Origin of the sequence: Actinotalea solisilvae (assembly GCF_016464425.1) — a bacterium.
In the GTDB taxonomy this organism is placed as follows: domain Bacteria; phylum Actinomycetota; class Actinomycetes; order Actinomycetales; family Cellulomonadaceae; genus Actinotalea; species Actinotalea solisilvae.
The window spans coordinates 27,777-39,727 of record NZ_JADDKQ010000013.1 but is presented as its reverse complement, the minus strand read 5'-3'; the positions used below and the strand labels follow the sequence as shown (position 1 = coordinate 39,727).

Here is an 11,951-nt window from a genome sequence, read left to right as displayed (position 1 = left end):
CCCGGCCCGGCCGCGCCGTCCGCGGTGGTGTCCGCGGCGGGCGGTACTGTCGCGGCCTCGGACGGACGGGGGAGCGCGTGGTGGAGAGCTGGGTGGCGGTCGTCGTCGGACTCGCAGGGCTGCTGCTCAGCGCGGTCGGGGGCTGGCCGCTCACGGCCGGCGTCCTGCGCCTCGCGGCGCGCTCACCCGACGCCGGGCCGGCGGGGACGGCCCCCGACGGCACGGCCCTCGCCGCCGGAGCCGACCCGGCGGCCGGTGCGGACCCGTCCGCGGGCGAGGTCAGCGGTCTGCGTGGCGGGACGTGGGTCGGGATCCTCGAGCGGCTCGCGATCACGGGGTCCGTCGTCGCGGGCTACCCGTCGGGCATCGCCTTCGTCATCGCGGTCAAGGGCCTCGGCCGGTACCCCGAGATCCGCGAGCACCCCGAGACGTCCGAGCGGTTCGTCATCGGCACGTTCGCCTCGATGCTCTGGGCGGTCGTCGTCGGCGCGGTCGTCCGGCGGCTGCTCGAGCCCTGACGGCGGCCGCGCCCCACGCCCCCGCACGCGCGGTCCGCACGACCCGGCGCCGGCGCGGCGGTAGACTGTCCGGCGCCTCGCCCCCGGTGTGCGTCGGCCGCGACCTCCCGGTCGGGGCTCGTCCCGGGCGAGCGGCGCCCGAGCGCTCCGCGCGGTCCTCCGACACCTCGTCCCCACGGGGTCCGACGGCGGTCCGGCGCCGGTACGGCACGGGACGTGCACGGACCCCGACCGACCCGACAGGAAGACCTTCTGTGGCCACCACGAACGACCTCAAGAACGGCACCGTCCTCAACATCGACGGCCAGCTGTGGACCGTCGTCGAGTTCCAGCACGTCAAGCCGGGCAAGGGCGGCGCGTTCGTGCGCACCAAGCTCAAGAACGTGCTCTCGGGCAAGGTCGTGGACCGCACGTTCAACGCGGGCACCAAGGTCGAGACGGCGAACGTCGACAAGCGCGACATGCAGTACCTCTACAAGGACGGCACCGACTTCGTCTTCATGGACACGTCGAGCTACGACCAGCTCCACGTCAGCGAGGCGACCGTGGGCGACGCCGCCAACTACCTGCTCGAGAGCCAGCAGGCGATGGTCGCGACGCACGACGGCAGCCCGCTCTACGTCGAGCTCCCGCCGTCGGTCGTCCTCGAGATCACCTACACCGAGCCGGGCCTCCAGGGTGACCGGTCGACGGGCGGCACCAAGCCCGCGACGCTCGAGACGGGCGCCGAGATCCAGGTCCCGCTGTTCCTCGAGCAGGGCACGCGCGTCAAGGTGGACACCCGCGACGGGTCCTACCTCGGCCGCGTGAACGACTGACTTGGCCGCACGCAGCAAGGCCCGCAAGCGTGCGCTCGACGTGCTCTTCGAGGCCGACCAGCGCGGCCTGCCGCCGGCCGAGGTGCTCGCGGCGCGGATCGCCCAGCCGGGTCACGAGACGTCCCTGCCGCAGTACTCGGTCGACCTCGTCGAGGGGGTGCTCGCGCAGCTCGAGCGGATCGACGAGCTCATCGCGACGTACTCGCACGGCTGGACGATCGAGCGCATGCCGGCTGTGGACCGCGCGATCCTGCGCCTCGGCGCGTGGGAGGTCCTCTACAACGACGACGTCCCCGACGCGGTCGCCGTCGACGAGGCCGTCGAGCTCGCGCGCGGGCTCTCGACGGACGACTCGCCCGGCTTCGTCAACGGCCTGCTCGGGCGCATCGTCGACCTCAAGCCGACGCTCTCCGCCTGACCAGGGAGCCCGCCGCTCGCGTCAGGCGTGGCCGACGGGCACGAAGTCGTAGAGGTCTGCGCGGGCCCCGGGCTGGCTCGGGACCGAGATCGGTCGGCGCCCGCGCACGGGCACGCGGGCGGACGGTCGCCCGAGCATGTGGCCCTGGACCACGGGCACGCCCATGTCGACGAGCGCGGTGAGCTCCGCCGCCCGCTCGACCCCCTCGGCCACGACCTCGAGGCCGTGGGCCTCGGCGAGGGCGAGGATCGCGCGGAGCACCGCGGCGCCCTCGGGGGTCGCGATGTCGTGCACGAACGTCCGGTCGATCTTCAGCACCTGGATCGGGAGCTCGCCGAGGCGGGACAGCGAGTTGTAGCCGGTGCCGAAGTCGTCGAGGGCGATCTTCGCGCCCCGCTCGACGAGCGAGGCGAGCGACGAGCGCACGTGCGCGGCGTCGTACAGGAGCGCGCTCTCGGTCACCTCGATCGTCAGCATGTCCCACCGGTCCGAGCCCCAGGACCGCTCGACGTCGAGCACGAAGTCCGTCTCGTCGAGCTGCCGGGCCGCGACGTTGACCGCCACGGGCAGGTCGAAGCGCTCCATGCCCGCGCGCGCCGCCGCGAACATCTGGCGCCCGATCTCGACGATGAGCCCGGTCTCCTCGGCGAGCGCGAGCCACTCGGCGGGCCGGCGCAGCCGCCCGTCCCGGCGCCACCGGGCGAGCACCTCGAGGCCGATCACCTCGAGGGTCAGGGCGTCGGTCAGCGGCTGGAAGTGCGCGACGATCTCCCCGTCGCGGATGCCGGCCTCGAGCTCGTCGCGTGCCGTGGCGCGCGCGATGGTGCGGGCGCGGAGCCGGCTGTCGAACAGCGCGACGCCCGCGTGGGACTGCTTGCCCTCGAGCATCGCCAGGTCGGCCTCGCGCAGCAGGGCCGCAGGGTCGACCACGTCGCCCGGCTGCCAGGCGGCGACGCCGACGGTCACGGCGGTGCGGACGACGTCGTCGTCCTGCGGGACGAACTCCTCGCGGACGCGGCGTGCGAGAGCGCGCAGCGCGTCGTCCCCGGGCGCGCGCTCGAGCACCGCGACGAACTCGTCGCCGCCCTGGCGCGCGACGAACACCCCGTCGCCCAGCACCGCCTCGAGGTGGTGCGCCATGTGGACGAGGAGACCGTCGCCCCACGCGTGGCCGTGCCGGTCGTTGGCGAGCTTGAAGCCGTCAAGGTCGCAGAAGAGCACCGCGACGCGCGTGCGCTCGACGTTGGCCTTCTCGAGCACACCCGTGAGGTGGCGGTCGAGCGCGTGACGGTTGTGCAGGCCGGTGAGCGAGTCCGTGAAGGCGGCCCGCTGCAGGCGCCGCGTGAGCGCCTGCCGTTCGGCGGCGCCGGAGACCACGCGGGCGAGGTCACGCAGGAACGCCGCGTCGACCGGGTCCTCGGGGCGGCCGGAACCCGAGAAGAGCTCGGTGACGAAGCGGTCGCGCGACAAGGGCCGGATGGTGCCCGCGATGGAGGAGTCGCCGAGCAGGCGGCGCGCCTCGGTGACCGCGCGGTCGAGCGTCTGCTCGGGGGAGCGGAGCAGCCAGGCGTCGTTGGTGACGGTGCTGAGCACGTCCCGCATGCCCGCGCGCCGCAGGGCGTCCCGGCGGACGGCCGCGGTCCGCGACGCGGTGACGACGAGCACGACGACGATGAGCGGCACCACCCAGAGGCCCGCGAGGAGCTCGGTCGTCGGGCTGGGCGGAGGCACGGCCGACACGATGAGCAGGACGGCCGACACGGTCCCGCCGACGGCGACCGTCCCGCCGAGGGGGTCGACCACGCGGCTGCCGAGCGACCGGCGCACCTCGCGCGCGACGACCAGGAGGGGCGCGAGCAGCGCGGCCGTCCACAGCGGGCCGTAGACCGGCAGGCCGTCCACCCAGCGGTGCGCCGCCACGAGGTCGGTCGTGAGCCAGAGCACGGTCCCGGCGACGTACCAGACGACCATGGCGGCGACGGGGCGCGGCTCGAGCGGGCCACCGGTGTACACGCGCACGGCCGGGACGCTCATGACGAGCGCCGCCGCCACGAGCAGGAACCGCACGAGGAGCAGGGCGTCCTGCACGCCCGCGGGCGCGACGACCAGCAGGCCGTTGACGAGGCTGACCGCGGCGAGGGCGAGCGCCCACGTCACCGTCCAGAACGCCTCGGCGCGGCGCAGACCGCCGCGCCAGCCCGTCGCGTGGAGCGCGCACAGGCCGACGACGACGCCCGCCACGACGCACTGGACGACGACCGACCACGAGGGCGCAGATCCGGACACAACGGGAGTATCGGCGTCCGGGGCCGACATCTTGAGCGCGACGCACCGGCACGTGTCACCGTCACCCGGATGGCGGTGCACACCCACGGTGCGCCCCGCCGGGTGCCCCGGTCCGCGGCGGGTCCCGTGGCAGGATCGCGGCGTGACGCGACGACGCGGTGCCGGCTACGCCCTGGGCTCCGTCGGCACGGGCGGCTTCGGGACGCTGCCGGGCCTGGTGCTCGCGTACTACCTCACGGACGAGCTCGGGGTCGCCGCGGGGCTCGCGAGCGTCGTCGTCACGGTCCCGAAGGTCTGGGACGTCGTCGTCGACCCGTTCATCGGCGCCCGCTCGGACCGCGCGCACGCGCGCACCGGGACGCGACGTCCCTTCCTCCTCGCGGGCGCGCTGGGCCTGCCGCTGGCGTTCGTCGCCCTGTTCGCGGTCCCCGCACCGCTCACCGGCCCGACGGCGGCCGCGTGGGTGGGTCTCGCGTTCGTGCTCGCGACGACGGCGTTCAGCCTGTTCCAGGTGCCCTGGATCGCCCTGCCCGCCGAGATGGCGCCGACCTACGCCGCGCGTACGCGCCTCGTCGCACCGCGGGTCGCGGTGCTCGCCGTCGCGATCCTCGTCTTCGGCGCCGGGGGGCCGCTGCTGCGCGACCTCGCGGGCGGCGGCCGGACGGGCTACCTCGTCATGGCCGTCGCGTGCGGCACGCTCATCGGGCTCGGCCTGCTCGCGGCGTGGTGGGACGCGCCCCGCGGCGGCGGGTCGGCGCCGACGGGCCGGCCCGCACCCACCGGGCGGCCGGCCCGGCGGGGGGAGGCCCTCGCCTGGGGCGTCGCCGCGCTGCGCGAGCTGCCCGCCCTGCGTGCGCTGCTCGCGACGTTCGTCCTCCAGGCGCTCGGCATCGGGGCGATGCTCGCGGGGGCCCAGTACGTCGCGACCTACGTGCTCGGCTCCCAGGGTGCCGTGACCGTGCTGTTCGCCGCGCTCGTCGGGCCCGCGGTGCTCGTCATGCCGCTGTGCCGCCGGCTCGCCGACCGGGTCGGCAAGCACCGCGCCTACCGCGCAGCGACCGTGCTGTTCGCCGTCGCGGCGCTCGCGATGGTGCCGCTGGCGTGGGCGCCCGGCCCGTGGGTGTACGTCCCCGTCGCCGTCGCGGGCGTGGCCTACGCCGGGCTCCAGGTCTTCCCGCTCGCGATGCTCCCCGACGTCGCCGCGGTCGACGCGCGCGAGCGCGGGACCGACCGTGCGGGCGTCGTCAGCGGCGTGTGGACGGCGGGGGAGACGGCCGGGCTCGCGCTCGGGCCGACCCTGCTGCTGCTCCTGCTCGCCGCCACGGGCTTCGTCTCGCGTGCGGGCGGCGAGGTCGTCGCCCAGCCGCCGTCGGCCGTCGCCGGTGTCGCCCTCGCGTTCAGCGCCCTGCCCGCCGCCCTCCTCCTGGCGTCGCTCGTCCCGCTGTGGGCCTACCGGCTCACGCGTGCCGAGGTCGACGCCGTCGTCCAGCCCCGGGAGGCCTGATGGACGCCCTGCCCCCCGCACCGGCGCCGCCCGCGGCGGCGTCCGGCACCGCACCGCGCGCGCACGACGACGTCCTCGCGACGCTCCGCGCGCTGCGCGCGGCCGACCCGCCCACGCACGGCGGTCGCGTGCTGTCGTACGTCTACGACCCCGGCCGGCCGGACCTCGACGAGCTCGCGGCGGCGGCCGCGCGGCTGTTCCAGCCGGTCAACGGCCTGGACCCCACGACGTTCCGCTCGGTCGCGCGGCTCGAACGCGACCTCGTCGCCCTGGCGCGCGACGTGCTCCACGGCGACGGCGACGTCGTGGGGTCGGTGACGTCCGGGGGCACGGAGTCGTGCCTGCTCGCGGTCAAGGCGGCCCGCGACGCGTGGCGCGTGGCGCGCGCGGCGGACGCGCCCGCGCACGCGTCCCACCACGGCCCGGGCCCGCGGGCCCCGGCGGGGCGGGCGCGCCTCGTGATCCCCACGACGGCGCACCCCGCCTTCCGCAAGGCGGCGCACTACCTCGACCTCGACCTCGTCGAGGTCCCCGTCGACCCGGCCACGGGCGCGGTCGCGGCCGACGCGCTCCTCGCGGCGGTCCGCGCGCAGGCCGACCGCACCGCGCTCGTCGTCGTGTCCGCGCCCTCCTACCCGTACGGCGCGCTCGACCCCGTCGCCGACGTCGCCGCGGGCGCCGCCGCCCTGGGCGTCGCGTGCCACGTCGACGCGTGCCTCGGCGGGTGGGTGCTGCCGTGGTGGCCCGAGCCGCTGCCGCCGTGGGACCTCGCGGTCCCGGGCGTCACCTCGGTATCGGCCGACCTGCACAAGTTCGGCTACACGCCCAAGGGCGCCTCGGTGCTCCTGCACCGCGGCCGGCAGCGCCACCGGCACCAGTACTTCGCCACGAAGGGCTGGCCGGGCTACCCGGTCGTCAACGCGACGGTGCTCGGCTCGCGCGCCGCGGGGCCGCTCGCCGCCGCGTGGGCCGTGACCCGCGCGCTCGGCCCCGAGGGCTACGCCGCGCTCACCGCGCAGGCGCACCGGGCGACCTGCCGCGTCCGTGCGGCGGTCGGCGCGACCGACGGGCTGCGGGTGGTCGGCGCGCCGGTCGGGCCCGTCCTCGCGGTCGGCGCCGACGTCGCGGCTGTCCCGGCCGCCCGGGTCGACCCGTTCCGATGGGTCGACGCCCTGCGCGCCCGGGGGTGGCTCGCCCAGTGCCAGCCCGCGCTCGCGCAGGCCGACGGGACGCGGCTGCCCCGCACCGCCCACCTCACGCTCACCGCCGTGAGCGAGAGCGTCGTCGACGCGCTGGTCCGGGACCTCGGGGCGGCCGCCGACGACGTCCGCGGGGCGCCGCCGGCCGAGGCCGACCTGGCCCTCGCCGCGACCGTCGCCCAGGGCGACCTGCCCGACCGGCTCGCGACCGTCATGGCGACGCTCGAGGCGCTCCCCGCCGAGCTCGTCGAGCCGCTCCTCGTCGAGGTCCTCGCGCGCGTCGTCGACCCGGACGCCTGAGGCGGCCGGCCCGGGTCAGGCGGGCCGGCCGGGCGTGGGGATCGCGCGACGCGGTCCGGGCGGCACGTGCCCGAACCGGTGGAGCGTCCGGCTCACGGCCTGCTCGCGCACCATGGCGCGCAGCTCGCGCACACCCGAGGCGAGCACGGGGCCGTCGAGGACGGTGACCTCGCCGACGCGCTGCGCCGCCGCCTCGCGGAGCCCGGGCGACGTGCCGACCACGCGCACCCGGCCGGCGACGTCGCCCGACCGCACCCGAGCCGCGAACGCCGCGTCGTCCTCGTCGTCCGCCCGCGACACGGTCGTGGGCACGCCCGCGCGACCGGCGGCGGCGAGCACGCGGGCGACGTCGCGCTCGCGCGCGTCGGTGCCCACGCGCACGGTCACGCCGGGCAGCGGCCGGTAGCGCAGCACGTCCGCCTCGGCGCGCAGGCCCGAGGGGTCGTGCTCGACGGCGAGCTCGTCGCGCCACACGCGGGCGTCGTCGGCGCGCGCCCACGCGAGCCAGGCGTCGTCGTCCTGGGGCACGTCGTCGGCGTCCGCCCAGCGACCGAGCTGGGGGACGTATCCGGGTCCGCCCGCCTTGGCGCCCGGCCCGACCGCGCTCGCCTTCCAGCCGCCGAACGGCTGGCGCTGCACTATCGCCCCCGTGATGTGCCGGTTGACGTAGGCGTTGCCGACCTCGACGGTGTCGAGCCAGGTGGCGATCTCGTCCTCGTCGAGCGAGTGCAGTCCGCCCGTGAGTCCGAAGGGCACGGCGTTCTGGACGGCCACCGCCTCCTCGAGCGTGGCCACGCGCATCACCCCGAGCACCGGCCCGAAGCACTCGGTGAGGTGGAAGAAGGAGCCGGGCGCGACGCCGTGCTTGACGCCGGGCGTCCACAGGCGCCCCTCGGCGTCGAGGCGGCGCGGCCGCACGAGCCACGACTCGCCCGGGTCGAGCGTCGTGAGCGCGCGCAGCAGCTTGCCGGACGCGGGCTCGACCAGCGGGCCCATCGCGGTCCCGAGGTCGGTCGACGGGCCGACGCGCAGCGACGTCACGGCGTCGGCGAGCTGGCGGCGCAGCCGCGCCGAGCGCCCGGCCGAGCCCACGAGCACGAGCAGCGACGCGGCGGAGCACTTCTGCCCCGCGTGCCCGAAGGCCGAGCGGACGACGTCGGCCACGGCGAGGTCGACGTCGGCGGCGGGCGTCACCACGATCGCGTTCTTGCCGGACGTCTCCGCGAGCACGTCGAGGTCGGCGCGCCACGACGCGAAGAGACGCGCCGTCTCGATCGACCCGGTGAGCACGACGCGACGCACGTCCGGGTGGCTCACGAGGCGCCGGCCGACGTCCCCCTCGGGGCAGTCGAGCACCTGGAGCACGTCCGCCGGGAGGCCCTCGGCCTCGAGCGCGCGGTGCACGGCGGCGAACGCGACGCGTGCGCTCAGGGGCGTCTGCGGCGCGGGCTTGACCAGCACGGGCGAGCCCGCGGCCAGGGCGGCGAGCACCGACCCGACGGGGATCGCGACCGGGAAGTTCCACGGCGGGGTGACGACGGTGACGCCGTCGGGCCGGAAGACCGCGCCGCGCACGGCGCCGTCGGCGAGCTGCTCGGCGGCCCGCGCGTAGTAGCGCGCGAAGTCGACGGCCTCGCTCACCTCGGGGTCGCCCTCGGCGACGGTCTTGCCCGCCTCGTGGGCCATGACCGCGACGAGGTCGCCGCGCGAGCGCTCGAGCTCGAGTGCGGCCCGGCGCAGCACGGCGGCACGGGCTGACGGCGCCGTCCCTGCCCACCGGGGGGCGACGGCCACCGCGGTGGCGACGGCGTCGTCCACCTCGCGGGCCGTCCGGACGACCGTCGCCGGCGGCACCGGGAGCGCCGCGAGCGCGCCGAGCGACGGGGCGGTGCCCGCGGGTGCCCGGCTCAGCAGGTCCGCGGCCCACCCGCGCGACACGGCCACGGCGGGGTCGGTGTCCGCGGCGTTCTCGAAGCCCGGCCCCGGCAGCACCGGCTCCGGGCGGGGCGTCCGGCGCGGCGCGGCGCTCACGGTCGCCGCGTCGCGCAGCGCGGCCGCGAAGGCGGCGCGCTGGCCGGCCAGGCCGTGGCCGGCGGCGTCGTCGGCTGCCGGTCGAGGGGCGGGGGACGCGTCGTCGTCGGTGAACAGCGCGTGCAGGAAGTTCTCCGGCGCCGCGTTCTCCTCGAGGCGCCGGACGAGGTAGGAGATCGCGACGTCGAAGTCGTCCCGCGCGACGACCGGCGTGTAGAGGAGCACACGGCCCTCGGGCGCGACCGTGTCCCGCACCGCGCGCGCCTGCGCGGGTGCCATGCCCTGGAGCATCTCGACGTCGAGGGCGGCCCCCACCCCCCGCTCGGCGGCGAGCAGGTGCGCGAGCGCGACGCCGTAGAGGTTGTGGCTCGCGGCACCCACCCGGACGGCGGCGGTGCGGGCGGGGTCGAGCGCACGGTCGAGCAGCCGCACCCAGGAGGCGTCCACCTCGGCCTTGGTCGCGTACGGCGCCTGCTCCCAGCCGTGGAGCTCGGCCTCGACGCGCTCCATCGCGAGGTTCGCGCCCTTGACGAGGCGGACCTTGACGGGGGCGCCGCCGGACGCGACGCGCCGCTCGGCGAGCCCGGTGATCTCGTCGAGGGCCGCGAGCGCGTCGGGGAGGTAGGCCTGCAGGACGATCCCCATCGCCATGTCGCGCAGCTCGGGGCGGTCGAGCAGCCGCTCGAACACGCGCACCGTGAGCGCGAGGTCGCGGTACTCCTCCATGTCGAGGTTGAGGAACGTGCCGTGGGCGTGCGCCGAGCGGTACAGGGGCAGGAGGCGCTCGACCACGCGGTCACGGCTCCCGTCGGTGTCCCAGGTGGAGAGCTGGCTCGCGACGGCCGAGACCTTGACGGACACGTAGTCGACGTCGGGCCGCTCGACGAGCGCCTGCACGCGCGCGAGCCGGCCGCGCGCCTCGGCCTCGCCCAGCACCGCCTCGCCGAGCAGGTTGAGGTTGAGGCGGAAGCCCTCGGCGCGCGCGGCCGCGATGTGCCGGCCGAGGCCGGGGCCGGCATCGGCGACGAGGTGGCCGACGAGCTGGCGCAGGCGCACGCGCGCGGCGGGCACGACGACGTGCGGGAGGCTCGGCGCGACGCGCGCGCCCACCGCGAGCAGCAGCCGGTCGACCGGCCCGAGGAAGCCGCCCGCGGAGCCCGCCGACAGCCCGGCGAGCTCGCGCGCGGCGACGTGCAGGTCCTCGGGGCGCGCGACCCGGTCGACGAAGCGCACCGCGAGCTCGAGCCCCGCCGGGTCGGCCACGAGCGCGGCCAGCCGGCCGGTCGTGCGCCGTTCGCGCGCGGTCTGCCCCGAGGCCGTCGTCTCGACCCAGCGCTCGGCGAGGTCGGTGGCTGCGGAGGCGAGGTCGGTCGGCGCGGTGCGGGTGCTCATCGCCTCATCCTCCTCACACGCCGAGACGACGTCTTGTCACGATCCGGCGCCCGGGGCGGGCGGATCGGTCCAAGCGGAGCGCTCAGCCCGGGGTCGCGCGGCCGACGCCGGACGCGCCCAGCGCGACGAGCCAGTCCGCGACGGCAGCGCCGACGGCACCGTCGTCGGCGGGGGCGTGGGCGCCGGGCACGAGCACCGTCGTCACCGGGCCGGGGATCGTCGCGAGGTGCGTCGCGAGCTCCTCGGGCGTGCCGAAGGGGTCGCGCGTCCCGGACACCGCGAGCACGGGCACGTGCACGGACGGCAGGTGCTCGACCCGCAGGCGCTCCGGCCTGCCGGGCGGGTGCAGGGGGTAGGAGAGCAGCACCAGCCCGGCCGCGGGCTGGCCCTCGGCCACGGCCATCGACGACATCCGGCCGCCGAAGGACCGCCCGCCGAGCACGACGGCGTCGGGCGGGACGCCGAGGTCGGCGGCGAACCGGTCCGCCTCGACGCGCACGTGCGCGACCGCGACGGGCGCGCGCTCCGGGCCACGGCGTCCCGCGGCGCGGCCGGGGAAGTCGACCCGCCGGACGGGGAACGGCGCGAGCGCCTCCTCGAGGGCCACCAGCGTGCGGCTGTCGCGGCCCGCGCCCGCGCCGGGCGTGAGCAGGAGTCCGGCGGGCGTCATGGCCGACCACGGTAGCGTCCGGCGCGTGACGCGAGCCGACGACGCCTGGCCCGAGGGGGAGCGGCTGCGCCGCGCGCTGGGGCCCGAGTGGACGACGCTCATGGACGCGCTCACGGGCACGATGTTCTGCGCCAAGGACGTCACGGGCCGCTACGTCGTCGTCAACCAGGCGTTCGTCGACCGGACGGGGGAGCGGAGCCGGCGCGCGGTCGTGGGCCGCCGCGCGGAGCACCTGTTCCCCGCCCACCTCGCGTCGCACTATGCCGCGCAGGACGAGGCGGTGCTCACGTCGGGCGAGCCGCTGCGGCGCGAGCTCGAGCTCATCTCGCGACCCGGCGGCCCGCCGGGGTGGTACCTCAGCTCGAAGGTCCCCGTGCGCGACGAGGGCGAGCTCGTCGGCCTCGTGAGCGTGTCCGAGGACCTGCGCGCGCGCGACGCGGACGACGCGACGCTCCGCTCGCTGCACCGGGTCGCGGCGCTCGTCGCCGCCCGGCTCTCGGGGCCGCTCCCCGTCGCGGCGATGGCCGAGGCGGCGGGCTGCTCGCCGTCGACCCTCGACCGTCGGATGCGGCGCGTCTTCGCGCTCTCGCCGCAGCAGTACGTGCTGCGGTGCCGGGTGGACCGCGCCGCGGCCCTGCTGAGCGCGGGCGACCTGCCGCTCGCGGAGGTCGCGACCGCCGCCGGCTTCTACGACCAGGCCGTCCTCACGCGCACCTTCGGCCGGCTCACGGGAGAGACGCCCGCACAGTTCCGGCGGCGGACGTCGGGCACGCCACGGCGCCCGGTCGGGTAGGGTCGCCGGCGTCGGACATCCT

9 protein-coding genes are annotated in these 11,951 nt (G+C 77.0%); 6 read left to right on the top strand and 3 right to left on the bottom strand.

Translation table 11 applies throughout. The annotated features are described in order from the left end of the window. Positions 1 to 80: 80 nt before the first annotated feature. The 3 genes from JIG38_RS12000 (at position 81) to nusB (ending at position 1,754) form a co-directional block, all read left to right on the top strand. Entirely contained in the window at positions 81 to 518 is a 438-nt protein-coding gene (locus JIG38_RS12000) for a hypothetical protein (protein WP_199424055.1), read from the top strand. Between the two features lie 254 nt (positions 519 to 772). Continuing rightward, positions 773 to 1,336: an elongation factor P gene (gene efp, locus JIG38_RS11995; RefSeq protein ID WP_199424054.1), complete on the top strand. Its 564-nt coding sequence runs from the start codon at positions 773 to 775 to the stop codon at positions 1,334 to 1,336. A gap of 1 nt (position 1,337) precedes the next feature. Further along, positions 1,338 to 1,754, top strand: coding sequence for a transcription antitermination factor NusB (gene nusB / locus JIG38_RS11990; protein ID WP_199424053.1), 417 nt, complete (start codon positions 1,338 to 1,340; stop codon positions 1,752 to 1,754). 21 nt (positions 1,755 to 1,775) lie between these two features. On the opposite strand, the gene JIG38_RS11985 is transcribed toward nusB, so the two are convergent. Further along, complete coding sequence (locus JIG38_RS11985; protein ID WP_307844858.1) at positions 1,776 to 4,040, bottom strand: putative bifunctional diguanylate cyclase/phosphodiesterase; 2,265 nt, start codon at positions 4,038 to 4,040, stop codon at positions 1,776 to 1,778. Between the two features lie 142 nt (positions 4,041 to 4,182). Here JIG38_RS11985 and JIG38_RS11980 point away from each other — a divergent pair, with 142 nt between their 5' ends. Together JIG38_RS11980 and JIG38_RS11975 are read left to right on the top strand one after the other, a co-directional pair. Then, positions 4,183 to 5,544, top strand: coding sequence for an MFS transporter (locus JIG38_RS11980; RefSeq protein WP_199424133.1), 1,362 nt, complete (start codon positions 4,183 to 4,185; stop codon positions 5,542 to 5,544). Beyond that, entirely contained in the window at positions 5,544 to 7,043 is a 1,500-nt protein-coding gene (locus tag JIG38_RS11975) for a pyridoxal phosphate-dependent decarboxylase family protein (RefSeq protein WP_199424051.1), read from the top strand. The genes JIG38_RS11980 and JIG38_RS11975 overlap by 1 nt, the downstream gene beginning before the upstream one ends. A gap of 15 nt (positions 7,044 to 7,058) precedes the next feature. Here the strand turns inward: JIG38_RS11975 and JIG38_RS11970 are convergent, their stop codons facing one another. Both JIG38_RS11970 and JIG38_RS11965 read right to left on the bottom strand, forming a co-directional pair. Then, positions 7,059 to 10,466 carry a proline dehydrogenase family protein gene (locus tag JIG38_RS11970; protein ID WP_199424050.1) on the bottom strand — a complete coding sequence of 1,136 codons (3,408 nt, stop codon included), beginning with the start codon at positions 10,464 to 10,466 and terminating at the stop codon, positions 7,059 to 7,061. A gap of 82 nt (positions 10,467 to 10,548) precedes the next feature. Further along, entirely contained in the window at positions 10,549 to 11,136 is a 588-nt protein-coding gene (locus tag JIG38_RS11965; protein WP_199424049.1) for an alpha/beta hydrolase family protein, read from the bottom strand. A gap of 25 nt (positions 11,137 to 11,161) precedes the next feature. Here JIG38_RS11965 and JIG38_RS11960 point away from each other — a divergent pair, with 25 nt between their 5' ends. Beyond that, positions 11,162 to 11,929 (top strand): helix-turn-helix domain-containing protein, encoded by a 768-nt coding sequence (locus JIG38_RS11960; protein ID WP_307844856.1) that lies wholly within the window; start codon positions 11,162 to 11,164, stop codon positions 11,927 to 11,929. The last annotated feature ends 22 nt before the right edge of the window (positions 11,930 to 11,951 follow it).